Below are 24,627 nucleotides of genomic sequence, written 5' to 3' on the forward strand. Positions count from 1 at the left end.
CGGACGACCGACAGCGTGTATTTCCCGTCTTTCTCGGTGTTCTGAGCCCATGTCCACACCTGTTCCCCTGACCCTGCACGACGACCGGCTGTTACCCGCCGACCCCGGCACGCGTGCGATCGCGCGCCGTCTGTATGCACAGATCGCCAGGCTGCCGATCATCAGCCCGCACGGGCACACCGATCCGGCCTGGTTTGCGACCAATGCGGCGTTCGCCAACGCAACAGAACTGCTGCTGGTGCCCGATCACTACGTGTTTCGCATGCTCTACAGCCAGGGCATCGATCTGGACGCGCTGGGCATCCCGCGCGCGGATGGCACCCGCGCAGCGGTGGACCCGCGTGCGGCATGGCGGGTGTTTGCCGAACACTTCGCGCTGTTGCGCGGCACGCCGTCGGCGTTGTGGCTCAACCATGTCTTCCACGAGGTGTTCGATCTGCGCATCCGGCTGGATGCAGCCACCGCCGATCACTATTACGACCACATCACCGCCGCGCTGCAGACGCCCGCATTCGCACCGCGTGCCTTGTTCGAGCGCTTCGCCATCGAGGTGATCGCCACCACCGAGTCGCCGCTGGACAGCTTGCAGCATCACGCCGCCATTGCCGACAGCGGATGGACCGGACGCGTGCTGACCGCCTACCGTCCGGACCCGGTGGTGGATCCGGAGCACGAGCAGTTTGCCGGCGCGCTGCAGCAGTTCGGCGCACTCACCGGCGAGGACGTGCTGACCTGGCCCGGCTATCTGCGTGCGCACCGGCAGCGCCGTGCGTTCTTTGCGGCGCACGGCGCCACCTCCACCGATCATGGGCATCCCAGTGCCGCCACGGCCGACCTGTCGCCGGGGGAGGCGCAGCGCCTGTTCGAGACCGTGGTACGCGGCGCGGCGACGCCGGAACAGGCCGAGCTGTTCCGCGCGCAGGTGCTGACCGAAATGGCAGGCATGAGCCTGGACGACGGGCTGGTGATGCAGCTGCATCCGGGCTGCTTTCGCAATCACAACCAGCCGCTGTTCCAGCGCTACGGGCGCGACAAGGGCGCCGATATCCCGATGCGCACCGACTATGTGCATGCGCTCAAACCCTTGCTCGATCGCCATGGCAACGACCCGCGGCTGCGCCTGATCGTGTTCACCCTGGACGAAACCAGCTACAGCCGTGAACTGGCGCCACTGGCCGGACATTACCCGGCGCTGCTGCTGGGCCCGGCCTGGTGGTTCCATGATGCGCCGGAAGGTATGTGGCGCTTCCGCGAGCAGACCCTGGCCAGTGCCGGCTTCTACAACACGGTGGGCTTCAACGACGACACCCGTGCATTCCTGTCGATTCCCGCCCGGCACGATGTCGCGCGGCGCGTGGACAGCGCATTCCTGGCCAAGCTGGTGGCCGAGCATCGGCTGGACGAGGACGAGGCCGCGGAGATCGCGGTGGATCTGGCCTACCGCCTGCCCAAACAGGCCTACAAGCTGTGAGAGCGGGTAGGCGCATCGCGCGCGCAGACGACGACTGGCCCATTGCAGGCGATGTGCGTCGTGGGAGTGAGCGGGTGACCCCTGCCGCTGTACAGCATCACGCGCACGCGGCCAAAGCGCGTGCAACCCCATGCGGCGCGCGTCTGCCACTACCGCGCGCCCTGGGTCTGCGGGCGTTGCTGTCTCGCCTCGACAATTGCGGCTGTGACCTGCGCCCGGACACGCGGCAGCGGCACGCCAGGCGCACGCTGCGTGCTGGTCTGGTCGCGCTTGTCTGCATCCTCGGCGCAGCAACTGTCGCCGATGCAGTGGCAGCACCGCCGAGCGGCGCAGCGCGCGAGCGGCTGTCGCTGGATGCAGGCTGGCGTTTCCAGCGCGGCGATCCGCCTGGCAACACCGTGGTGCTCGACTACGACGTGCGCCCGGAGGTCGTTCGCAGCGAGGATGGCAAGGTGGCCGATGCGCGCCCGGACCAGGCGCAGCAACCGCAGGCATCGTCGAACGCAGTGCTCAAGCCGTGGATCCTGCCAACCGCCAACGCATTGATCGCCGATCCCGCACAACGCCATCGGCGTCCGCCCGGCCATCCAGGCAGCGGCGTGGCGTATGTACAGGCAGGCTTCGACGACAGCCGCTGGCAACGTGTGGACCTGCCGCACGACTGGGCCATCGCCGGGCCGTTCCTGGCCGAGGGCCCCTACGGCGGCATGGGCCGGCTGGCGAGCTGGGGCGTGGGTTGGTATCGCAAGACGTTGGATCTTCCGGCCAGCGATCGCGGCCGCTCGCTGTTTCTCGATCTCGATGGCGCGATGTCTTATGCCACCGTCTGGTTCAACGGCAAGCTGGTCGGCGGTTGGCCTTACGGCTACAGCTCCTGGCGCGTTGACCTGACTCCGTATGCCATTCCCGGCGGGCGCAACCAGCTGGCGATCCGCCTGGACAACCCGCCCGACTCGGCGCGCTGGTATCCCGGCGGCGGGCTGTATCGCCATGTGTGGCTGACCAAGACCGCACCGCTGCACATCGCACAGTGGGGGACGCAACTGACCACGCCGCAGGTGTCGGCGGCATCGGCGCAGGTGCAGCTGGCCGTGACGGTGGACAACGCTGCACAGACCGCAGCGCAAGTGCAGGTCAGCACCGCCATCTATGTGCTCGACGCAGCGAGTGGCACCCCCAGTGGCGCAGCGGTCGCGCAGATCCCCGCAGCGCAGATAGCCGTGCCTGCCGGCGGCAGCGCACGTGTGCAAGGCACTGTGCAGATCGCCAATCCACGGCTGTGGGGGCCACCGCCCACCCAGCAGCCGCACCGCTATGTGGCGGTGACCGAAGTGCGCCAGGTCGGGCAGCTGGTGGACCGCTACGACACCCCGTTCGGCATCCGCAGCATCGTGTTCGATGCCGACAACGGCCTGCTGGTCAATGGCGAGCATGTGCCGATTCGCGGCGTGAACAATCACCACGACCTGGGCGCATTGGGCGCCGCGTTCAATGTGCGCGCCGCCGAGCGCCAGCTACAGGTGCTGCAGCAGATGGGTGCCAATGCCATCCGCATGAGCCATAACCCGCCTGCGCCGGAACTGCTGGAACTCACCGACCGTATGGGCCTGCTGGTGGTGGACGAGGTCTTCGACAGCTGGGAAATGAAGAAAACCCCGCTGGACTTCCACCTGGTGTTTGCGCAGTGGCACGAGCCGGACCTGCGCGCGATGCTGCGCCGCGACCGCAACCATCCATCGGTGATGCTGTGGAGCGTGGGCAACGAGGTCGGCGAGCAATACACCGGTGAGCAGGGCGCTGCCATCGCGCGCAAGCTGCATGCCATCGTGCACGACGAAGATCCCAGCCGGCCGGCCACGGCGGCGATGAACTACGCCTCGCCGGACATGCCGTTGCCGGCTGCATTGGATGTCATCAGCCTCAACTACCAGGGCGAGGGCATTCGCGATACGCCGGAGTTCGAAGGCACCGAGCGCATTCGCAAGCAACCGCAATACCCGGCGTTCCATGCGAAGTTTCCGCACAAGGCGATCCTCAGCAGCGAGACGGCCTCGGCACTGAGCAGCCGCGGGGTGTATCTGTTTCCGGTGACGCCGGACAGCAGCGCACCGGTCCGTGAGGGGCGTGGCGGCGATGCGGTGGCGCATCAGGTCAGTGCGTACGAGTTGCATGCGGTGGACTTCGGTTCCAGCGCGGACAAGGTGTTCGCCGCGCTGGACCGGCACCCGTACGTGGCCGGCGAATTCGTCTGGACCGGCTTCGACTATCTGGGCGAGCCCACGCCGTACTACAGCTCGCGCAGCTCCTATTCCGGCATCCTGGATCTGGCGGGGTTTCCCAAGGATCGCTACTGGCTGTACCAGTCGCGGTGGCGTCCGGACCTGCCAATGGCGCACCTGCTGCCGCACTGGAGCTGGCCGGGACGCGAGGGCCAGGTCACCCCGGTGCATGTGTTCACCTCCGGCGACGAGGCCGAGTTGTTCGTCAACGGCGTCTCGCAGGGGCGCAAGCGCAAGGGACCGCTGCAGTACCGCCTGCGTTGGGATGCGGTGGTGTACCAGCCCGGCGAGTTACGCGTGCAGGCGTACCGCAACGGCACACCGTGGGCAAGCGACCAGGTGCAGACAGCAGGCCGTGCCGCACGCATGCAGGCAACGCCGGACCGCAGCCGTATCCGTGGCGATGGCAAGGATCTGAGCTTCATCACCGTGCGCCTGCTCGATCGCGAGGGACGCGCTGCACCGACCGCGGGCGACCGCCTGCGCTTTCGCATCGAGGGACCGGGCGAACTGGTGGCCACCGACAATGGCGACCCGACCAACCTGGAGTCGTTCGTCTCGACACAACGCAACGCCTTCAATGGCCTGTGCCTGGCCATTGTGCGTGCGCGCAACGGTGCGCGCGGGCCGATCACCCTGCATGTGGAATCAGACACGCTGCAGCCCACCAGCGTGCAGGTGCAGGCCGAATGAGCGGCCTGCTGCGCACCGGCGTTGTGGGTTGCTTGCGCGGTGCGTTGCGGCCCTCATCAGCCAGGGTTCGCCCAGGAAGACACACGCCAACACGCCGCAGGTGCGTCGAGCGCACGCAAGGCGCCATGTATGCCAGCGCTGCGGAGCTCGTGCTCGTGGTTGCGCATGCTCGATGTCGTGGCGGTCCTGTCCAGCAATCGCGCGATGCACGGCGACTGCCCCCCCGCACCCATGGGACGCACACGCTGCATCCACAACCACACGCCTCTTTGACTGTGAGAACGCCATGCATCACCGCCCCTGGCTGTCACGCTGCAGCTTGCTGTTCTGCCTGAGCGCAATCGCGGCATCCGCCACGGCAGCGCCGGCGTGCGCGCCCGGAGCGGTGACGCTCAAGTCTGCCTATTCCAGGGGGTTTTTGCTGGGGACGGCAGTCAATGCCGAGATCGTCTCCGGCACGGACGCTGCCTCGGCGGCGCTGGTGGCCTGCCAGTTCAATGCGGTCACTGCGGAAAACGTGATGAAGGCCGAGGTCGTCGCGCCGCGGCCGGGGGTGTTCGATTTCGCCGCCGCCGACGCGTTTGTCGCCTATGCGCAGCGCCAGCGCATGTTCGTGGTCGGGCACACGCTGGTCTGGCACAACCAGACCCCGGAGTGGTTCTTCGTCGATGCGCAGGGCACACCCAACACCTCGGCTGCGCAGATCGAGCGCATGCGTGCGCATATCGAGCGGGTTGCCGGGCGCTATGTCGGCAAGGTGCAGGCCTGGGATGTGGTCAACGAAATCATCGACGAAGACGGCAGCTACCGCGCCACCAACTGGGTACAACACGTCGGCGATGGTGACACCGTGGTGCGCAATGCCTTTGCATTCGCGCAGCGCTACGCACCAGATGCCGAGCTCTACTACAACGACTTCAATGCCTGGCGGCCGGCCAAACGCGACGGCATCGTGCGCATGGTCAGGATGTTGCAGCAGGCCGGTATCCGCATCGATGGCGTCGGCATGCAGGGGCATTGGGGGCTGAACTACCCCAGCGTGCAGGACATCGAAGCGGCCATCGATGCGTATGCTGCGCTCGGCATCAAGGTGATGATCACCGAACTGGACGTGGACGTGTTGCCGGTCACCAAGGAAGGCCAGGTGATCGGAACGGGCCTGGCGCACAAGCAGTTCCAGCTGCCGGAATTCAAGCGGTTTCTCGACCCGTATCGCGATGGGCTACCGCCACAGGTACAGGCGCAGTTGACCGCGCGTTATGCGGAACTGTTTGCGCTGTTCTGGCGCAAGCGCGACAAGCTGGCGCGTGTCAGCGTGTGGGGCGTCACCGACGGCATGTCGTGGAAGAACGACTACCCGGTTCCCGGCCGCACCAATTATCCCTTGCTGTTCGACCGCAGTCACCGGCCCAAACCTGCGCTGGCGTCGGTATTGGCGGTGCCCGCCGCTGCCGGGCAATAGCCGCGTTCGCCAGCATGCGCGGCACGCATGATGGCATGATGCTCGCACTTGAACCCGGACCTTGCCGATGCGCTTGTCGCCCTATCTGTTGTTGGCCGTTCCGCTGCTGGCCATTGTCGCTGCCTGCACGAAGAAGGACACACCGCCACCGCGATTCGCCACCATCGGGCATCTGCAAAGCTTCGACCAGCGTTTCAGCAAGGTGGTCGCGGACGATGCACGCATCGAGAAGCTCACCGAAGGCTTCACCTGGTCAGAAGGCCCGGCGTGGGTGCGCAACGGGGGCTACCTGTTGTTCACCGATGTGCCGGAAAACAAGCTGTATCGCTGGTCCGAGGATGCTGGCCTGTCGGTGCTGCTGTCGCCGTCCGGCTACGTTGGCCCGGAACAGGCCACGCTACGCGAGGCCGGCGCCAACGGCCTGTATGCCGAGCCGAGCGGCACGGTGCTGCTGGCCGATTCGGGCACGCGGATCGTGGCCAGGCTCGATCCGGCCACCCGCACGAAGACGCCGCTGGCCACCAGCTTCGACGGCAAGCGCTTCAATAGTCCCAACGATGTGGTGCGTCGCAACGACGGCGTGGTGTTCTTTACCGATCCGCCGTATGGCCTGAAGGATCTCAACGACTCGCCGGTCAAGCAATTGCGCTACAACGGCGTGTACCGGCTGGACCCCGACGGCAGCGTGCACCTGCTGGACGACAGCCTGAGTTTCCCCAACGGCATTGCGCTATCGCCGGATGAGCGCACCTTGTACGTGTCCAATTCCGACCCCAAACGGCCGATCTGGATGGCGTATGCGCTCGATGCGCAGGGTGCCGTCACCGGCAAGCGCGTGTTTGCCGATGCCTCGGATCTGGTCGCCAAGGACGCTCCCGGCCTGCCGGACGGCATGGCGGTCTCGTCTGACGGCCACCTGTTCGCCACCGGCCCCGGCGGCGTCATCGTGTTCGACCCGTCCGGCCAGCGGCTGGGTCGCATCGAAACCGGTGAGGCCATCTCCAACTGCGCGTTCGGCAATGACGGCCATACCCTGTACATGACCTCGCACGCGATGCTGACCCGTGTGCGGGTCAAGCCGCTGGGGTTGCAGTTCGTGCGTTGATGTTGTACTGCGCCTCTGCGCATCTGGGCGGCAGCGCAGGGAGAGAGTCATTGCTCGCTGCGCGCGATCGTCGCCGCATCGTCCGGTGGCTGCCGGCGCAGCCTCGCATTGGCAGCGCCAATGCGAGGCGTTTGATGGGAGCGTCGCTGCCGGAGTCGGCAAGCGGGTGTCACGTCGGCGCATGACATCGCGCAGGCGCGCGCGATGTGGCCAATTCAATCCGCCACTGTCGTGCGCTCCAGCATCAGCACATCGTCCAACTCCGGGCCGCCGCCACGATTGCCGCTTCCGGCGGCCAGGTACAGCGTGCCGTCGACGGCGGCAACCTGGGTGCCATGGCGGCCTTGCGGCAGTGCTGCCAGCGTGGTCCAGTTACCGGAGTTGGGGTCATAGGCCTCCACCTCGTCATGGGCCTTGACCTGCCGCATGCTCTCGCCGCCGATGATCAGCAGCCGGCCATTGCGTGCGATGGCGGCAGTGCCTGCCCGCTGCGTCGGCAATGCGGCCGGTGCCACTGACCAGGTGCCGCGCCCGATGTCATAGACATCGACTTCCGGAATGGTCTGGGCCAGGGTGTTGCCGCTTTCGTGCGCCGACCTGCGTCCACCGGCGGCATACAGTTTTCCGTCGATCACCACCGCATGGAAATGGTCGCGTGCGTGCGGGGCATCGGCCAGCTGCGTCCATTGCTGTGTCCTGGTATCGAAGGCATCCAGCCATGGCACATAGCCGCTCATGTGCCCGCGGGTGTTACCGCCTACCAGATACAGCACGCCCTCATGCGCCACCGCGCCTGCCGCGCCGCGGCGACGTTGTTTGGGAATCTCCGGCCCGACCTGCCAGTGGTCGGTCTGGGGATCGTAGATCAGCAGATTGCTCAGCGGCGTTTCCTCGGGGTAGTCGCCGGTGAGGCCGCCCACGAAATACAGCTTGCCGGACGACACCACTGCCTGCGCATGGCTGACCATCAGCGGCGGTGCACTGCCTTGTGACCAGCGGCGCGTGCGGGTATCGAAAATTTCCAGTGGGCGCTGATCGCGTCCACCGATCAGATACAGGCGCTCGCCGGTGGCCACCATGCTGTTTTCATGGCGCGCATGCGGCTTGTTGCGCGTGGTCAGCGCCTGCCATTGCTGCATCTGCTCAGATGGCGCCGGAGTAGTCGCTGGCGCTGCCTTGTCAGTCGCCTGACCCGGCGCAGGTAGAGTGCCGATCGCGGCAGCAAGCAGGCTTGCGCAGAACGAGGTCTTCAACAGGCGCATGCAGCGTTTCTCCAGTCACCGTGGCAGGCCAGTGTAGCGACACCTGCACGTCGATCCACTCGCAAAAGCAGACTGATCTGCAGCCAGAGCTGGGGCGGCGGATGCTGTCTGTGCAGTGCGTGCTGTGCGAGCAACCGGGCTTGCCGAACCAACGCCATCGCAGTGTGCGCATTGGACAGGCCTAGGTACCGCCACGACGTTGATTGGCGCGTGGCACGCGCTGACACGCTCCCAGCCTCTTCACATGCAGCAGCATCACGCATGCGAACACTACGGCAACTCGATACACCAGGAGAGGGTTGTGGCACGCACACCAGCAAAGCAGGCGATTTCTACGATGCCGCCCAAGAACGTTGCCAGCGCCGCGGCACGCGGACTGCGGCTGCGCGAGCAGCATGGGCGTGGCGGTACCGCGATCGGCGTCGCGCGTGCACGTGATCTGTCTGCGCAGAAATCGCTTTCCACCCAGACCATTCGACGCATGCACGCCTATTTCGCGCGTCACAGCGTGGACAAGAGCGGCAAGGGCTGGGCCGACCGTAGCGCGCCATCGGCCGGCTATATCGCCTGGCTGCTCTGGGGCGGCGATGCAGGCCAGCGTTGGGCGGCGCGGCTGTACCAGCGGCTGGAGGATGCAGCCAACGCAGGGACCGCGACAGGCAAGAGCGTAGGGGCCGGTAGCACGGCCGCTGCCGACGCCCGTGGTACCAAGGCACGCACCGCCGGGAAGGCCGCAGTAAAACGCACTGCAAAGAAGACCGCCGCAAACAAGGTCGCAAAGAAGGCAAGCGGAGCCTCTTCCGTGAAGAAGCCTACGGCAGGAAAAGCAGCGGCCAGGAACGCGCGGGCCGGTAGCGCGGCTACACGCAAATCTTCGACAGGCGCGCGCAAGGCTGGCGGCACGACGGCCGCCAGGAAGCCGGCTGCCAAGAAGGCTGCAGCAAGCAAGACCGCAGCCAGGAAAGCGACGGCGAACAAACGTCCTGCCAAGAAAACCACGACGAGAAAGACAGCTACTCGCCGACCTGCGGCCAGCAAGAGCGCCTCCACGCGCAGCACCGCGAACAACAGCGCGGGCAAGGCTTCCGTGCCATGGAACACGCCAAACCCGAAGCGGACTTCGCGTAAACGTTCGCTTTCTCCAGCGCAGACGACACAGGCCAAACAGCGCGCCAAGGCAGCGGGCCGCCCCTATCCCAATCTGGTGGACAACATGGCAGTTGCACGTAAAGGCAACGCGGCCAAGAAGACGAGCGGATCGCGCGCTGCGAAAAATACGGGCAGCCATTAGCCACCAGCCACCAGCCCCTGCGTCTCAGGATGACCCGGTTGGCGCAAACGCTACAGCGGATGAGTGCGGCCGGGTTGCAGCTGACAGCAGACTACGGTGCCGGACGTTGTCGCCTGCTGTCGCCGCGGCAGCGATCCGAGCAGTACTTCACCTCGTCCCATACCTTCTCCCACTTCTTGCGCCAGCGGAATGGTCGCCCACAATGAACGCAGACCTTTTCCGGCAAGTTCTGCTTCTTGTGGGGTGCCATGGGGAAGGTTCCGGAGCGGTGCAGTGTGCTTCCAGCATGTCATGGCGACGTCCCGGACCGAAGTTCCGCTGTGCCGGTTTTTCATTTGGGGCACGCACCGGCATGCCAGGCGGCGTTTCCGCCAACGCCTGCGTGCATTGTCTATAGTGAGCGCAGGCTGGCCCGTGCAGATGCAAGCCACACCTCCGCAAACGGCGGCATGCACTGGCCGCATCGACATACAAGGACGCCCATGAAACCGTTTCTGCTCGTGTTATCGGCCCTGTTGTACGGCGTTGCGCTGTGCTTGCCTGCCTTGCATGGCGGCGATACCAGCCTGGATGGGTTCGTCCTTCTGCTGTTCGGCTGGATGCAGGTGATCGATGGCCAGTGCGTGGCCTGGATGAGTAATCCGTTGTTCCTGCTGGCGTGGCCGTGCTACTTCCTCAAGGTGGACAAGATGGCGGCGGCGCTGCTGGTGGCGGCTTGCCTGATCGGGCTGGATACCTTTCGCGCCACCCGGTTCGACAGGAACGAAGCCGGCCATCAGGTCATGATCGACCACGTGGGTGCTGCGTTCTATGTGTGGGAGCTGAGCTTCGTGGTGCTGCTGGTGCTGGTGGTGATGCGCATCTTCAGCACATCCGGTGCCAGGCAGGGCGTCCGGGCATCGTGATCGAGAAGCAGATCAGGGGCGGCTGGAAGGCGCTGCCATCCTTGACACCGGAACGGTATACAGGTTTATCCCTATGTGGCGAATCACCGTAAATCGCAGGGCAGCCGCTGCAGTCACCGCGTTGCTGATCGCCTGCATCGCATCGAACCCGGAACTTGCAGCGGCTGCGCCATTGCTGGAGATGCTGGGCATCGACGTGTTCGCCTACCTGTTGGTGAGCCAGCTTGGCGCCGTGCTGCTGCAGGGCCTGGCCCCGGCACTTCGAGACGCCTACGCGCGATGGGGCCACAGGCTGCTGCGGCCATTGGGGTATGCAGTCACCTGCTGCATTGGTGGATACTTGCGGCAGGTGAGCTGGTACACCGGGCAGCTGGGGTTGGCCGTCGTGACTGGTTGCAAGCGCACCTGAGTGCTTCGTGCGTCCGGCAATGGACGTACCGCTCTGAGCCCGATCATCACTTCAGACGAGTTGACGATGAACGCCAAGGCCACCACCGCTGACCAAACCATCCCAATCCTGCCCAGCCGCTCCATCGCGCAGACGTTGGCGTTCTATCACCGGCTTGGCTTCGAAGGCCAGGCGCATCCGCATGACGCGGGGTACGCCATCCTGCGGCGCGGCGATGTGGAGTTGCACTTCTTCGCGCACCCGGATCTGGATCCGGCGAGCTGCTATGCGGGCTGTTATCTGCGGGTGAGCGATGTCGATGCCATCCATGCAGCGATGCAGGCAGCGGCGCTCCCGGCCCGTGGAATTCCTAGGATCGACCCGGTGGGCGACAAGCCCTGGGGCATGCGCGAATTTGCGATCGTGGACGAGAGCGGCAATCTGCTGCGGATCGGGCAGGTCATCGGCGACCACTGACCCATGCTGCAATCGCGCGGCGTTCGATCGCAGGTCGGCGCCGTCATCGACGTCATGCGTGGAGCGGCAAGGTGCGGCATCGGGTGTCCTTGCCGGTCGGACGACCCGATCCCGATGCAGCCACCTGGGTCGAGCAAGCAGCGCATACGCCGGCGGCCACCCTCGCGCCACCACGTAACTCAGGCATCCAACGCTGCAAGTACAGCGTCCACCCGGCCTGGCGTGGCATCGCCCAGCGCGGCATAGCCGCGGGTCAGCGCATCGATGAAGCGCGGATCCGCAGCCCGTGTACCGAACACGGCTTCCACCGTGACAAAGCGGGCGATATCGCCGGCTGCATCGCCGGTGGCTGCACGTCCCAGCGCGCTCAGCGCCTCGTTCAAGGGGTCGACCAGGGCCACGCCGTTGCGCGCCTGCCGGCGCACGAACTGCAGCCACGCCGCGACCGGCAAACAGAGGCGCTCGATGGGCCGGCCTGCGGCAAGCGCGTCGTCGATGGTGGCGAGCAGACGCACCGGAATCTTCTGCGAGCCATCCCAGGCGATCTGCGCAAGCAGATGGCGAATGGCGGGAGTACGGAAGCGCGCAAGAATCGCGTCGCTGTAGCGCTGCGCATCGAAGCCGTCCATCGGCTGCAATGTGGCTGCGATGTCTTCTCGCATCAGCACCTCGGCGAACGCCGCCAGCGGCCGATGCGCCATGGCATCGGCAACGGTTTCCAGCTGCAGCAAGCTGCCCAGATACGCCAGCGTGGAGTGCGGGGCATTGAGCAGGCGCAGCTTGGCGCGCGCATGGCCGGCGATGTCGTCGCTGAGCACCACGCCGACGCGCGCAAGGTCGGGGCGGCCGTTGCAGAAGTCGTCTTCGATCACCCACTGGCTGTATCGCTCGCGCTGGATCGGCCAGGCATCGTGCAGGCCGGTCTGCGCCTGCACCTGGGTGCGCAGGGCCTCGTCGGTGGCCGGGGTGATGCTGTCGACCATCGAGCGCGGGAAACTGACCTGCTGTTCGATCCACACCGCCAGCGCGGAGTCGTGCTGGCGCGCCAGCAGCAGCACCGCACGGCGTAGCAGGTGGCCGTTATCGGTGAGGTTGTCGCAACTGAGCACGGTGAACGGTGCAAGGCCGGCCTGCCTGCGCCGCTGCAGCCCGGCCACCAGATAGCCGACTGCACTACGTGGCGCGGTGGGGTTGGCGATGTCGTGCACGATGTCGGGGTGATGCAGGTCGAGCGTGTCGCCGGCCAGGCAATAGCCTTTTTCGGTGACGGTGAGGGTGACTAGCCGCACGGCGGGATCGGCCAGGCGCGCGAGCACGGCGGCTTGTTCGTCGGCGGCGCACAGCACTTGGCCGATGGCGCCGATGATGCGCAGTTGCGGGTGCTCATCGAGCAGCGCGAGGGTGTAGAGGCCATCTTGCGGGCGCAACGCGTCGCGCACCTGCGGGCTGTGCAGCGAGACGGCGCAGATGGCCCAACTGGGGTCCTGCGCGAGCAGGTCGTCGATGTAGACGGCCTGGTGTGCGCGGTGGAAGGCGCCTGCGCCTAGATGGACGATGCCGATGGTGGTTGTCGCTGGATCGTAAGCGGGCATTGAAACCGCTGGCGTCAGGGTGGCAAGGGTATCGAGCGAAAGACGAGGGGCTTGCATCGTGGTGTCCGCGCACTAGGGAGTTGGTGGAGTCGCCTGCGCTGTCCCCTCACCCCAACCCCCGCTCCGCGCCCCGGCCCGGGCCAGCAGCGCGGGCGCTCCAAGGCACGCGCGCCAGTGGCGCGCAAGCAGTGCCTTATCGCCCCGAGGGGAGAGTGGCTTGGGGGAATCGCGGCCAGAGGGTTTGTTCGCCATGTCCGCAGGGTGAGGGGTTCTGAAAGGCGCTAGTCGTTGGTGACGGTAAAGCGTTGCTTGCTTCGGATGTCGCTGCTTGACGCGCCGATCTGCACTTCATAGGCGCCCGGGTCCACGGCGTAGGTCTTGCGCTGCTCGTCGTAGATGCGTAGCGCATCGGCGGCCTTTAGCGTGAAGGCGACCTCGCGCTGTTCGCCCGGTTGCAGGGTCATGCGTTGGAAACCACGCAGCTCCTTGCCGGCCCGTTCGCGCTTGGGGTCGAGCGGATGCAGGTACAGCTGCACCACTTCGTCGCCGGCGCGCTTGCCGGTGTTGCGCACCTTCAGCGTCGCGCGCAACGTGCCATCGGCGCTGAGGGTCGTGCGGTCCAGGCGCAGGTCCGAGTAGGTAAATTGCGTGTACGACAATCCATGGCCGAACGGGTACAGCGGCTTGCCGGCGAAGTAGCGATAGGTGCGCCCGCGCATGGCGTAGTCATCGAAGGCGGGCAGGCGCTCGGCTTCCTTGTAGAAGGTGATCGGCAGGCGACCACCGGGGCTGGCCTGGCCGAACAACACGTCGCCCACCGCGCTGCCGCCGCGCTGGCCGGGATACCACGCCAGCAGGATCGCCGGTACATGCTGCTGCGCCCAATCCACCGCCAGTGCAGAGCCGGTGGTCAACACCGCCACCACCGGCGTGCCGGTAGCCTGCAGTGCCTGCAGCAACTCGCGCTGCGGTTTGGGCAGGCGGGTGTCGGTGCGGTCGCCACCGGCAAAGCCGGGATAGTTGACGTCCATCTCTTCGCCTTCGACATCGCCGGTGAGGCCGCCGACGAACACCACCACCTCCGCATTGCGCGCGGCATCCACCGCTTCCTGCAGCGGTGGCTTGGCACCAGGCATGCGCCAGGCCAGGCGCACCCCCGCATCGCGGGTGGCTTCGTAATACTCCACGCGCAGGTCGTAGGCCTTGCCGGCGTCCAGGCGCACGCTGGCGTTGCCGCCGCGCATGCGCGGTGCGTCGCTCCACTGGTCGATCAGCAGCTTGCCGTCCAGAAACAGCCGCACGCCGTCATCGGCGGCGATCTGCAGTGCGTACTCGCCGGTGACCGGCGGCAACAGCTGGCCGTGCCAACGCACGCTGAAATCGTCCTTGTCCAACGCCTGCCCGGGCTGCAGCTCGCCACGGCCCACTGCATCGTCGGTGGGCGCATTGCGGTCCCAGCGGAAGGCGATGCGTGGGTCGATGCGGGTCAGCACCGGTTGCCCGGCCAGGCTGCGTCCCTTGAAGTACTCACCGGTCAATCCGTTCTGTTTGGCATCGGCGGCCGGGCGCAGATAGCGCGCGTCGATCGGTGCGGCAGCGTTGGGGTCTTCGCGTCCTTCCACCAGATCGCTGCCGCGTGCGTACACCACTTCCGCCTGTGGCGCCGCATCGCGGATGCCTTGCAGGATGGTGACCGGCGCGGCGGGCGTGCCGTAATAGTTGCCCAGCAGCGACATCGGATCGTCGGCGGTGGGGCCGACCACGGCGATACGCTTGAGCGTGGATGTGAGCGGCAGCAGGCCGTCGTTCTTCAGCAGCACCAGCGACTCGCGTGCGGTGCGGCGGGCCAGCGCATCGTGCTGCGGCGATTGATTCACCGAGGCGGGAATCTGCGCCCACGGTACCTTGGCCGGCGGGTCGAACATGCCCAGGCGCATGCGCGTGGTCATCAGCCGCTTGAGCGAGGTGTCGATGGTGGCTTCGTCGATCAAGCCGGCGCGCACCGCCTTGGGCAACGATGCATAGGTGTCGCCGCAATCCAGGTCGGTGCCGTGTTTGACGCCCAGCGCGGCGGCGGCTTCGGGCGTGGGAACGATCTTGTGGTTCTGCCAGATATCGCGGATCGCCGCGCAGTCGCTGACGATGTAGCCATCAAAGCCCCAGTCGCGGCGCAGGATGCCTTCCAACCGCGTGCTGGCCGATGCGGACTCGCCGTTGACGCGGTTGTAGGCGCCCATCACTGCGGCCACATGGCCTTCCTGCACCAAGGCCTGGAACGTCGGCAGGTAGGTCTCATGCAGATCGCGTTCGCTGGGGTGCACGTCGAAGTGGTGGCGGTCTGCTTCCGGGCCGCTGTGGACGGCGAAGTGTTTGGCGGTGGCATCGAGCTTGCGGTATGGGCCCTGCTGCGCCTGCAGGCCCTGTACGAAGGTCACCCCCATGCGCGCAGTCAGAAACGGATCTTCACCGTAGGTTTCCTGCCCACGGCCCCAGCGCGGGTCGCGGAAGATGTTGATGTTGGGCGACCAGAATGTGAGCCCCTGATAGCGCTTGTGCTCATCGCGCGCCAGAAACGCGTGGTGCTTGGCACGCGCTTCGTCGCTGATGGCGGTGGCCACTTCGGCCATCAGCGGGGTGTCGAAGGTGGCTGCCAGCCCGATCGCCTGCGGAAACACCGTGGCGCCACCGGCGCGCGCCACGCCATGCAGCGCCTCGTTCCACCAATCGTAGGCGGGCACCCGCAAGCGCGGGATCGCCGGTGCGGCGTTCTGCATCTGCGCGGCTTTTTCCTCCAGCGTCATGCGCGATACCAGATCGGCGGCGCGTGTCTCGAACGGCAGTTGGGTGTCCAGATACGGGGGCGGCGGCGGTGCAATCGCCTGCGCGTTGCCGGCGGCCAGGGCGATGGCCAGCAGCGGGCCGGCGGCCAGGGCGCGGCGCGGGGCGGCGGTGAGACGGGCAGGGTGCGAATGCATGGTCAGTCCTCCTTGGTGCGGTCTGGTTGCAACCGGGCGAAGGGCCCGATCATGCTGCCGACGAAGCCGCCGGCCTGTGCGGTGCTGAGGAAGCCGGCATCGTCGTTGCGGCGTAGCGATCGCCAGCCGGCACCGGTAGCGTCGTAGTCGAAGCTGTAGGCGCCAGCATCGCCGCTGATCTGCAGGCGCAACTGCGTTGTCGTGGCTGGGATGCGGGTGCGTGCCAGCGTGGTGGTGGTGGCGCCGTCGCGCTTGTCGACAAATACCTCCACTGCAGCGCCGTCGCGACGCACGCCCAGCGCATACCACGCGTTGGCATTCTGGAACGCGGCCAGCCCGGCCTGTACGCCTGCCTGCATGGGTACGGCCAGCGCGGTGCTGGCGTAAAAGCGCGTGTGTTGCTGGCGGCGTGCAACAAACGCGGGCGTGCCGCTGCCCTCCAGCCCTTGCCCGGTTGCATGCAGGGTCAGCCAACCGGCGCGTGCCTGCGTATCGCCTACGGTGCGCTTGGGCACGCGCAGGGTGAGCCATTCGCGCTGCAGAGTAGTGGCAGTGAAGTCGTCGTGCCAGGTAAAGTTGCCCGACAGCGGCGCCTGATCGGCAGTCGCCCTTGCCCCCGCAGGTGCGTTGGCGATGTAAGGAATCGGTGCGCCAGCAGGCAGGATCGACGGCCAGCCATCGCGCCACTGCACCGGCAGCAAAAACGTCTCGCGCCCGGTGTTGTAGCGATCGCCGGAATACGGCCGGCTAGCCAGGAACACCGCCCACCACTGCCCGTCCGGTGCTTCGACAAGATCCGCGTGGCCGGCGTTGCTGACCGGGTGCGCACGGTCGGCAGGCAGGTTGCGCTGGGTCAGGATGGGGGTGTGCGGCGAGGGCGCATACGGCCCCCACACGTTGCGGCTGCGCAGCACCACCTGCGAATGTTGCGGCCCGGTGCCACCTTCGGCGCACGACAGGTAGTACCAGCCGTCGCGTTGATACAGGTGCGGGCCCTCGATCCAGATCGGCTTGCTGGCAAGGTCCACGCCGCCGTTGAGCAGCACCTTGCGCGGGCCGGTCGGTTGGTTGCTGGCGATGTCCAGGCGCTGCATCCAGATCGCGCGGTGGCCTTCGTACAACGGCGTGCCTTGCGGTGGGCCGTTGTTGAGCAGGTACGCGCTGCCATCGGTGTCGAAGAACAACGACGGGTCGATGCCATCGATGCCCGGCAACCACGTCAGTGCCGACCAGGGGCCGGACGCACGCTCGGCGCTGGCGATGAAATTGCCACCGCTGTCGACCGCTGTCCCCACGACATAAAAGCGCCCGTCATGGTGCCGAATGCTGGCGGCGAACATGCCGCGCGAGACGCCCAGGCCGTCGTAGTCGAGCTGGTCGGCACGTTCGACCACATTGCCGACCTGCGTCCAGTGCACCAGATCGCGGCTTTCGAATACCGGGATTGCCGGGAAATACGCAAATGTTGAATTGACCAGGTAATAGCGCTCGCCCACGCGGGTGATGCTGGGGTCCGGATAGAAGCCGGCCAGGATCGGGTTGCGGTACTGACCGGCCGCCAACGGCGTAGCGAACACCGCATCGTCGCCGCGATAGTCGAACCAATCGAAGGCGACATCGGCCTGGGCGCTGGCCTGCGCCTGCGCCACGACAGGCACAAGCGCGGCCATCAGCACGCCCAGCGCGGCCGGCAACAGCCGCATCACCAGTCCCACATCGCGCCGTCTTCCAGGCGCGCGATGGGCAGCTGTTTAGGCACATAGGGGTACCTGGCAGCCAGCGCCTCGTCGATGTCCACGCCATGCCCGGGGGTTTCACCGCAATGCAGGCGCCCGTCGCGGAACACGTAGTCGTGCGGGAACACCGCATTGGCCTCGTCGGAATGGAACATGTATTCCTGGATGCCGAAGTTGGGCACCCAGGTATCGAAGTGCAATGCCGCGCCCATGCACACCGGCGACAGATCGGTGGCGCCGTGGAAGCCGGTGCGCACCTGATGCAGGGCCGCGAAGTCGGCCAGCCTGCGCACGTGGGTGATGCCGCCGGCATGGACAATCGTGGTGCGGATGTAGTCGATCAGCTGCTGTTCGATCAGGTGCTTGCAGTCCCAGATCGAATTGAATACCTCGCCTACCGCCAGTGGCGTCACCGTGTGCTGGCGAATGATCTCGAACGCACGCTGGTTTTCCGCAGGCGTGGCGTCTTCCAGCCAGAACAGCCGGTACGGCTCCAGATCCCGGCCCAGCCGCGCGGCTTCGATCGGGGTGAGCCGGTGATGCGCATCGTGCAGCAGTTCGATCTCGTCGCCGTGGTCGCTGCGCAGTTGCTCGAACAGCTTCGGCACCACCCCCAGATAGCGCGGCGTGGACCACACGGTTTCGGTGGGGAGTTCGCTCTCGGCCGGCTCGTAGGGTTTGCCGCCGCTGGAAATGCCATAGGTCTTCTTGATGCCGGGCACACCGCATTGCGCGCGGATGGCGATAAAGCCCATCTCGCGGAAGCGGCCCACTTCATCGCTGGTTTCGGCGATATCGCGGCCGTTGGCGTGGCCATAGACCAGCGCACCTTCGCGCGAGCGCCCGCCCAGCAACTGATACAACGGCAGGCCGGCCATCTTGCCCAGGATGTCCCACAGCGCCACGTCCACCGCGGCAATCGCACTCATCGTCACCGGGCCACGCCGCCAGTACGCACCGCGGTAGAAGAACTGCCAGATGTCCTCGATGCGCCCGGCATCGCGGCCGATCAGGTTCGGCACCAGGTGTTCCTGCAGGTACGCCGCCACCGCCAGTTCGCGGCCGTTGAGCGTGGCATCGCCCAGCCCGGTGATGCCCGAGCGGGTGCGGATCTTCAGGGTGACGAAGTTGCGGCCCGGGCAGGTGACGATCACCCGCGCTTCGACGATCTCGCGGTCGCGGGCAGAACCTTGCAGCGGTGCAGGGGAGTCGGAAGTCATCGTGATCTCGCTCAGGGGGAAGGTGGGATGGTGATGGGACGTTCGAATGGGCCGGCTGGCAGGCCGCTGCGGTCGTACAAGGTGCACACCGGGCTGTCGGCCCAGCAGTAGCGCACCCGCGCCGCATCCATGCCGGAAGGAATGCGCAGGCGCACGAGGCGCTGCTGCATGCTGGCGCTGGCGTACCGGCAGCTGCCGGCCGCCGCGCCGCAGATTTCGAAGCCGATCGGCGCATCGTTGCCGTAGCTCAGCAGCGTGGTGTCCACATCGTCGAAGGCGATGCGCACGCTGTCGCCATCGCGCTGCACGACGCGTGGTACCGGGCCGGAGGGTGCAACCGCTTCGCCATACACCACATGCCGCGCCGCGCGTGCCAGCCGCCGGCCCAGTTCCTGCTTGTTGGCCGGGTGGATGTCGTAGCGGTCGCCGATATCGATGGCCACTGCCAGGCCGGCATGCGTGTCTTCGGCCACGAAGCGGCGCTGCGCTTCGCGCAACTGCGCCCAGCCGCTTTCCACCGGTTGCGTGGGCGGCGCGCCATAGTTGGCCAGCTGCACCACCAGCAGCGGCAGCGTTGCACCAAAGCGTGCACGCCAGTGGCGCCGCCAGGCGTCGAGCAAGGCCGGGTAATGCACGGCATCGCCGGTATTGGACTCGCCCTGGTACCACAGCACTCCGCGCAGGCCGAACTGGCCGAGCGGGGCGATCATGCCGTTGTACAAGGTGGTCAGCCCTGCGGCCGAGGACCACGGCGCGCGCGGTGGCGAGCCCAGTTGCGGCGGCACGATGCGGTAGTGCCAGGGCGCATCCAGCGGCAGCGTGCTGCCATCGGCAAACTGCAGCGCACGCGATTGCGCATCGCCCAGCAGCCCACCACGGCGATAGGTATTGAGCACGTTCAGCACGATGCCGTTGCGCCCGGCATGCAGGTGGCCGCGCGGCAGTGCATAGCGGCGCGGTTGATCGGCCCCATAGCTGCTGCCGACGCCAACACCGTTGACCCAGGTCTGGTCCAGCTCATCCACCGGCCCCAGCACCAGGGTGGCTTCCTGCGCCGCCTGCGCGGGCGTCAGCTCCACGCTGGTGCGATACCAGACCATGCCGTTGAAGCCCACCAACTGCGGCACGCCCCAGTCGTCCCATGCGCCCAGCGCGGCAGGAGCGGGTTGCCACGCGCCCGGCGCATCCGGTTGCCACGGCTCGCCTTCGCCATGCGCGTGCCACCATGCTTCCCACAGCCGTGCCCAGCGCGGCGCCGCGTCCGTGGGGCTGTCGGCATAGCGTGCCAGCACATCCAGTGCCGGGCCATCGTCGCCGGCCGCACGCAGTGCCGCCTCGCCGATCCAGGCCTGCAGCTGCGAGCCGCCCCACGAAGCGTTGATCAACCCCATCGGCACGGAGACGGTCTTGCGCAGTTCGCGTGCGAAGTAGTAACACGCTGCCGAAAAGTCCTTCACCGTGTCCGGCGTGGTCGGCTGCCATTGCGCCGCGCCGCCAAAGCCACGCTGTGGCGTGGGGCTGGATTGCGCCGGTACCTTGAACATGCGGATGGCCGGTTGATCGGCATCGGCGATCTCGCTGCGCGAATCCAGCGTGCGATGTACCTGCAATTCCATGTTGGATTGACCCGAACACAGCCACACATCGCCAATCATCACATCGGCCACCTGCTGTGTCGCACCGTCGGCGCCGCTGGCGGTCAGCGTGTACGGTCCGCCGGCGGCATGGGCGGGCAGCTGTACCTGCCAGTGGCCCTGGCGGTCTGCGCGCACCTGTTGCTGCTGCGTATCCAGTTGCACGCGCACGCGCGTGCCGGGCGCCGCATTGCCCCATACCCGGATCGGCGCATCGCGTTGCAGCACCGCATGGTCCTGGAACAGCGGATGCAGCAGCGGCGCATCCGCGGCGCAGGCCACATCGGCTGCGAGCGCGGCAACGGCGGCAAGCAGCAGGGGCAAACCACGCAGGTTCATTTCGGATTCCCCGGTGCGTACGGAAATTTCAGGCCCTGGTAGTACGCCAGCGGATGCGCAGGGGCGGCCACGCCTGGCGGCAGGGCACGCCCGGACACGCTCTGGAAATAGGCGATGCTGGCATCGCGCCACCACTGCGCTTCGTCCTGCTGAATCGCCAGAAACGCGTCCACCTGCCGGTAGCGCGGCGCATCGATGCGGCCGGCCAATCCATGCCAGGTCGCCCGCATCGCCCGCACCTCGTCCACGCCATGGTCGTAATGCCACACCAACTCGTCCCACAGCGTCCGCCCGGAGGCCATGCGCCGGTCCCAGGACACGTGATGGAACCACAGCAGATACTGCTCGGGCACGCGTTGCACATCGCCGAACACGCGCGCCACCGGTGCGGCGTATTGCGCGGCCGCGTTGCTGCCGCTGGCGCTGCGGTCAAAGCCGATGCCGTTGCGGTCGGCGCGGTGGTAATACACCGGATCCCAATCGGGCCGCTCGCTGCCGGCATCCCAGGGCGCCGGGCCGTAATGGTGGCCGCGCCCCATCAGGTGATGCAGGCCCAGCGGCGTCATGTAGTCCACTACCGCCTCGCGCGAGCGCAGCATCATGCCCACCACCGGCGTGACCACGGCCGGATCGTTGGACAACGTCATGCGCACCCAGTCCTGCGCGATCGCCTCCGGCGACAACGACGGATTCCAGGCCAGCCGTCCATAGGCATACCAGTTGGCCTGATCGAACAAGGAGCCGCTCCAGTTGCGGTCCGCCCCGATGTTGGCAACGCCGGCGATGCCGGTCAGCCGCGGGCGTTTGGCATCGTTGAACACGCTGCCATCTACCGTCTTCGCGACAGTCGAGCCCTTGCCGCGCGCATGAGTATCGGCTTGCAGGGTCTCGGCGAACAAAGTGCCCAGATACGCCAGATGCGTGGAAAACCCTAGATATTCCTTGGTGATCTGAAACTCCGGCATCAGCGGCGTCTTGCGCATCGCGCCGAACAACGGATGAAAGGGCTCGCGTGGCTGGAAATCGATGGCGCCGTTTTTCACCTGCACGATCACGTTTTCGGCAAACGCCCCATCGAGCGGCATGAATTCGCTATACGCCTGCTTGGCGCGGTCGTCGGGCTGCTCGTGCGAATACACGAATGCACGCCACATCACCACGCCACCATGCGGCGCCAGCGCAGCGGCCAGCAGGTTCGCGCCATCGGCATGCGTGCGCCCGTAGTCCTGCGGGCCGGGCTGTCCTTCGGAATTGGCCTTGACCAGAAACCCGCCGAAATCCGGAATGCGCGCATAGATCGCATCGGCGGTCTCACGCCACCAGCGCTGCACCTGCGGGTCCAGCGGGTCGGCGGTGGGCAGCCCGCCGATTTCGATCGGCGCACTGAAGCGGGCGCTGAGAAACACGCGGATCCCATACGGCCGAAATACCTTGGCCAGCGCAGCAGCCTTGTCCAGATACTGCGGCGTCAGGCTCCAGGCTTTGGCGTTGACATTGTTGAGCACGGTTCCATTGATGCCCAGCGAGGCATTGGCGCGTGCGTAATCGGTGTAGCGCGGATCCAGATAGCCCGGCAAGGTCTGCCAGCTCCACAGCGAGGCGCCGGCATAACCGCGCTCCACCACGCCATCGAGATTGTCCCAGTGATTGAGCATGCGCAGCTGCAGCCGCGGCGACTCACGCACGTTCAGTGCAGTAAGTGCCCGGCCGGTCTGCAGCAGACGCAGGAAATGAAATACGCCATACAACGCACCGATATCGCTGCCGCCCACGATCGCGATGCTGCGGTGGCCGTCCACGGTGAGTGACTGGATCAGGTAGCCCTCGCGGCCGAGATCGGCGGTATGCAGCTTCAGGGCTGCCACCTGTGGCGCATTGGCCGGACCCAGCAGCAGCGTACCGTCGCGCGTAACCGCATCAGTGGGTTGCGGCGCAGCGCCTAGCAGGCCCTGCAGGCCACGTTCCAGCTCCTGGCGTGCGGCCTGCAGGGTGGGCGAGTTGCCAGCGACCACCAGTGCCTGGGTGTGTTCGCGCAATGCCGTGGCGCTGTCCACCGGCGGGTAGCGCAACCACACATCGTAGCCATCCTCGGCCTGCACCTGCGCAGCAGGCAGCAGCACGCCGCAGAGCAGCATCAGCCCCATCAGTAACAGCGCAGCCATCGGGACGCGATCACCGCCGTTTGCCTGCCTGCTCATGACATCCGCTCCACTGCAGGTAACGCAGCGTTGCGCGTCTCGCCGCTCTGTCTGCTTCCCGGTACCATGGCGCGCATCGCCGTGTATGCCGTGGGTGCGGACGCCATTGCCGCAGTCGGTATGCATCGTGCAGCTTTCGCACTCACTTGAAGAGGCCACGCTTGGAGAAGGTCAGGAAATCGGTCCGCCGCACCAGCCGCGCGACCACCATCGACGAGGTGGCGGCGCTGGCGAAAGTGTCGCCGATGACGGTCTCGCGTGTGGTCAACAACAACGGCAGCGTGCGCGAGGCCACCCGCGAGCGCGTCATGCGTGCCGTCGACAAACTCGGTTACACGCCCAACCTGGCCGCCAGCGCGCTGGCCGCCGCGCAAAGCACGCGCATTGCGCTGATCTACAGCGACCCCAGCGGCGCCTACCTGCGCGAGTTGTTGCTCGGGGTGTTGCGTGTTGCTTCGCGCACCTCGATCCAGCTGGTGATCGACTGCTGGGACGACCTGGATGCCGATGCCGAGCGCCGTGCCGCGCGCAAACTCGCCAAGGGCGTGGCCGGAGTCATCCTGCCGCCACCGTTGTGCGAGTCCCGCGCCGCGGTGCTGGAACTGGTGCGCGCCAAGGTGCCGGTGGTGGCGATCGCCTCCAATCATTTCAGCCCCGATGTGGCCTGCGTGCGCATCGACGAATTCGCTGCCGCCAAGGAAATCACCGAGCATCTGATCGCGCAGGGGCATACGCGTATCGGCTATATCGCCGGGCATCCCAACCTGTCGGCCAGCACGCGGCGCTTCGAAGGATTCCAGGCCGCCTTGTCCGATGCCGGCCTGCGGCTGGACCGGCATCTGGTGCAACCGGGCGACTACACCTACCGCTCGGGGTTGCTGGCCGCGGAAAAGTTGCTGGCACGCAAGCGCCGCCCCAGCGCGATCTTCGCCAGCAACGACGATATGGCCGCCGCCGCCATTTCGGTGGCGCATCGGCGCGGCATGGATGTGCCGCGTGATCTGTCGGTGGTGGGGTTCGACGACACCTCCGCCGCCACCGCCGTCTGGCCCGAACTCACCACGGTGCAGCAACCCATTGCCGCCATGGCCGATGCCGCGTTGGACATCCTGCTGAAGACGATACGCGCCAAGGAGCGGACGCCGAAGATGGTCGATCATGTGGTCGCGCACCTGCTGGTCAAGCGGGATTCGGTGGCCGCGCCGACATCCGTCGATCCGGCCGAATAGAGAGTGCTGCGGGACGGCCGCGCAGCCCGTTGGCTGCCGCAGCCGGTGTCGGTCACCGACCTGGTCGGGCTGTGGACCCGCCCAGGCACCTGCCGTCTGCTGGCCGGTGCGCGTTCGCGTCAATGGCCTTTCCTGTCGCGCCTGCTCCTGCATGCGCCGTGCTCGCAGCGCATGCAGCTCACGCACACACACTGGCTGTCACCAATGCATGCGTGCGCTGGTGGATCAACGCGTCAGATACTGATTGATCAGGTTCTCGTAGGCTTCCTGGCGCCCGCTGATCTGCGTGGGTGCATTGCCGGCGGCGTAGCTGGCCAGGTCCGCCAGCGTGCTGGTGCCGTTGGCAAACGCCGCACCGGCGCCGCTGTCGA

The 24,627-nt window shown here is 66.6% G+C and carries 17 protein-coding genes and 1 pseudogene; 9 read left to right on the top strand and 9 right to left on the bottom strand.

Annotated features, from left to right (window positions below; genetic code table 11):
* Positions 1-49 precede the first annotated feature (49 nt).
* The 4 genes from uxaC (at position 50) to A7D17_RS16340 (ending at position 7,010) form a co-directional block, all read left to right on the top strand.
* Positions 50-1,471 (top strand): glucuronate isomerase, encoded by a 1,422-nt coding sequence (gene uxaC, locus A7D17_RS16325; protein ID WP_064510051.1) that lies wholly within the window; start codon positions 50-52, stop codon positions 1,469-1,471.
* A gap of 278 nt (positions 1,472-1,749) precedes the next feature.
* Positions 1,750-4,443 carry a beta-galactosidase GalB gene (galB, locus tag A7D17_RS16330; protein ID WP_239692233.1) on the top strand — a complete coding sequence of 898 codons (2,694 nt, stop codon included), beginning with the start codon at positions 1,750-1,752 and terminating at the stop codon, positions 4,441-4,443.
* Positions 4,444-4,729: 286 nt separating this feature from the next.
* Complete coding sequence (locus A7D17_RS16335) at positions 4,730-5,905, top strand: endo-1,4-beta-xylanase (RefSeq protein WP_064510052.1); 1,176 nt, start codon at positions 4,730-4,732, stop codon at positions 5,903-5,905.
* Between the two features lie 67 nt (positions 5,906-5,972).
* A complete protein-coding gene (locus tag A7D17_RS16340; RefSeq protein WP_064510053.1) occupies positions 5,973-7,010 on the top strand; it encodes an SMP-30/gluconolactonase/LRE family protein in 1,038 nt (345 codons plus the stop codon).
* 215 nt (positions 7,011-7,225) lie between these two features.
* On the opposite strand, the gene A7D17_RS16345 is transcribed toward A7D17_RS16340, so the two are convergent.
* On the bottom strand, positions 7,226-8,272 hold the full coding sequence (locus A7D17_RS16345; RefSeq protein WP_064510054.1) for a Kelch repeat-containing protein: 1,047 nt from the start codon (positions 8,270-8,272) through the stop codon (positions 7,226-7,228).
* A 301-nt stretch (positions 8,273-8,573) separates the two neighbouring features.
* On the opposite strand from A7D17_RS16345, the gene A7D17_RS24710 reads away from it, so the two are divergent.
* Positions 8,574-9,563: a DNA-binding protein gene (locus A7D17_RS24710; protein ID WP_204377367.1), complete on the top strand. Its 990-nt coding sequence runs from the start codon at positions 8,574-8,576 to the stop codon at positions 9,561-9,563.
* 91 nt (positions 9,564-9,654) lie between these two features.
* Here the strand turns inward: A7D17_RS24710 and A7D17_RS23130 are convergent, their stop codons facing one another.
* Positions 9,655-9,813 (bottom strand): DUF2256 domain-containing protein, encoded by a 159-nt coding sequence (locus A7D17_RS23130; RefSeq protein WP_082862079.1) that lies wholly within the window; start codon positions 9,811-9,813, stop codon positions 9,655-9,657.
* Positions 9,814-10,045: 232 nt separating this feature from the next.
* Between A7D17_RS23130 and A7D17_RS16355 the strand changes: the two genes are divergently transcribed.
* The 3 genes from A7D17_RS16355 to A7D17_RS16365 all read left to right on the top strand — a co-directional run bounded on the left by A7D17_RS16355 (position 10,046) and on the right by A7D17_RS16365 (position 11,333).
* Entirely contained in the window at positions 10,046-10,468 is a 423-nt protein-coding gene (locus A7D17_RS16355; protein ID WP_064510056.1) for a hypothetical protein, read from the top strand.
* Between the two features lie 73 nt (positions 10,469-10,541).
* The gene (locus A7D17_RS16360; protein WP_064510057.1) at positions 10,542-10,877 is read left to right on the top strand and encodes a hypothetical protein; all 336 of its coding nucleotides are present in this window, start codon (positions 10,542-10,544) and stop codon (positions 10,875-10,877) included.
* A gap of 66 nt (positions 10,878-10,943) precedes the next feature.
* Complete coding sequence (locus A7D17_RS16365) at positions 10,944-11,333, top strand: bleomycin resistance protein (RefSeq protein WP_064510058.1); 390 nt, start codon at positions 10,944-10,946, stop codon at positions 11,331-11,333.
* Positions 11,334-11,512: 179 nt separating this feature from the next.
* On the opposite strand, the gene A7D17_RS16370 is transcribed toward A7D17_RS16365, so the two are convergent.
* The 6 genes from A7D17_RS16370 to A7D17_RS16395 form a co-directional block, all read right to left on the bottom strand.
* The gene (locus tag A7D17_RS16370; RefSeq protein ID WP_064510059.1) at positions 11,513-12,982 is read right to left on the bottom strand and encodes a mannitol dehydrogenase family protein; all 1,470 of its coding nucleotides are present in this window, start codon (positions 12,980-12,982) and stop codon (positions 11,513-11,515) included.
* Between the two features lie 224 nt (positions 12,983-13,206).
* Positions 13,207-15,831: a glycoside hydrolase family 3 C-terminal domain-containing protein gene (locus tag A7D17_RS16375; protein ID WP_193395356.1), complete on the bottom strand. Its 2,625-nt coding sequence runs from the start codon at positions 15,829-15,831 to the stop codon at positions 13,207-13,209.
* Between the two features lie 71 nt (positions 15,832-15,902).
* Positions 15,903-17,570 (bottom strand): glycoside hydrolase family 43 protein, encoded by a 1,668-nt coding sequence (locus tag A7D17_RS16380; protein ID WP_425479628.1) that lies wholly within the window; start codon positions 17,568-17,570, stop codon positions 15,903-15,905.
* 32 nt (positions 17,571-17,602) lie between these two features.
* Positions 17,603-18,862, bottom strand: coding sequence for a D-mannonate dehydratase ManD (gene manD, locus A7D17_RS16385; RefSeq protein ID WP_082862085.1), 1,260 nt, complete (start codon positions 18,860-18,862; stop codon positions 17,603-17,605).
* Positions 18,863-18,867: 5 nt separating this feature from the next.
* Entirely contained in the window at positions 18,868-20,829 is a 1,962-nt protein-coding gene (locus tag A7D17_RS16390) for a sialate O-acetylesterase (RefSeq protein ID WP_064510062.1), read from the bottom strand.
* Positions 20,826-22,991, bottom strand: a complete 2,166-nt coding sequence (locus tag A7D17_RS16395; RefSeq protein WP_095522620.1) for an alpha-glucuronidase family glycosyl hydrolase — start codon at positions 22,989-22,991, stop codon at positions 20,826-20,828. Before A7D17_RS16395 ends, A7D17_RS16390 begins: the two co-directional genes overlap by 4 nt.
* 197 nt (positions 22,992-23,188) lie before the next feature.
* Between A7D17_RS16395 and A7D17_RS16400 the strand changes: the two genes are divergently transcribed.
* Positions 23,189-24,256: a LacI family DNA-binding transcriptional regulator gene (locus A7D17_RS16400; RefSeq protein ID WP_064510064.1), complete on the top strand. Its 1,068-nt coding sequence runs from the start codon at positions 23,189-23,191 to the stop codon at positions 24,254-24,256.
* A gap of 225 nt (positions 24,257-24,481) precedes the next feature.
* Here the strand turns inward: A7D17_RS16400 and A7D17_RS23140 are convergent.
* Positions 24,482-24,627 (bottom strand): annotated as a pseudogene (locus tag A7D17_RS23140) (xylose isomerase); the annotation flags it as partial.

It is taken from the genome of Xanthomonas floridensis, from assembly GCF_001642575.1.
GTDB classification, from domain to species: domain Bacteria; phylum Pseudomonadota; class Gammaproteobacteria; order Xanthomonadales; family Xanthomonadaceae; genus Xanthomonas; species Xanthomonas floridensis.

Coding starts and splice junctions, on each gene's coding strand:
- A7D17_RS16360 (WP_064510057.1), top strand. CDS start 10,542: ATGTGGCGAATCACCGTAAATCGCAGGGCAGCCGCTGCAGTCACCGCG.
- A7D17_RS16355 (WP_064510056.1), top strand. CDS start 10,046: ATGAAACCGTTTCTGCTCGTGTTATCGGCCCTGTTGTACGGCGTTGCG.
- A7D17_RS16380 (WP_425479628.1), bottom strand. CDS start 17,570: ATGGCCGCGCTTGTGCCTGTCGTGGCGCAGGCGCAGGCCAGCGCCCAG.
- A7D17_RS16335 (WP_064510052.1), top strand. CDS start 4,730: ATGCATCACCGCCCCTGGCTGTCACGCTGCAGCTTGCTGTTCTGCCTG.
- A7D17_RS16345 (WP_064510054.1), bottom strand. CDS start 8,272: ATGCGCCTGTTGAAGACCTCGTTCTGCGCAAGCCTGCTTGCTGCCGCG.
- A7D17_RS16340 (WP_064510053.1), top strand. CDS start 5,973: ATGCGCTTGTCGCCCTATCTGTTGTTGGCCGTTCCGCTGCTGGCCATT.
- A7D17_RS23130 (WP_082862079.1), bottom strand. CDS start 9,813: ATGGCACCCCACAAGAAGCAGAACTTGCCGGAAAAGGTCTGCGTTCAT.
- A7D17_RS16370 (WP_064510059.1), bottom strand. CDS start 12,982: ATGCAAGCCCCTCGTCTTTCGCTCGATACCCTTGCCACCCTGACGCCA.
- A7D17_RS16365 (WP_064510058.1), top strand. CDS start 10,944: ATGAACGCCAAGGCCACCACCGCTGACCAAACCATCCCAATCCTGCCC.
- A7D17_RS16390 (WP_064510062.1), bottom strand. CDS start 20,829: ATGAACCTGCGTGGTTTGCCCCTGCTGCTTGCCGCCGTTGCCGCGCTC.
- A7D17_RS16395 (WP_095522620.1), bottom strand. CDS start 22,991: ATGGCTGCGCTGTTACTGATGGGGCTGATGCTGCTCTGCGGCGTGCTG.
- uxaC (WP_064510051.1), top strand. CDS start 50: ATGTCCACACCTGTTCCCCTGACCCTGCACGACGACCGGCTGTTACCC.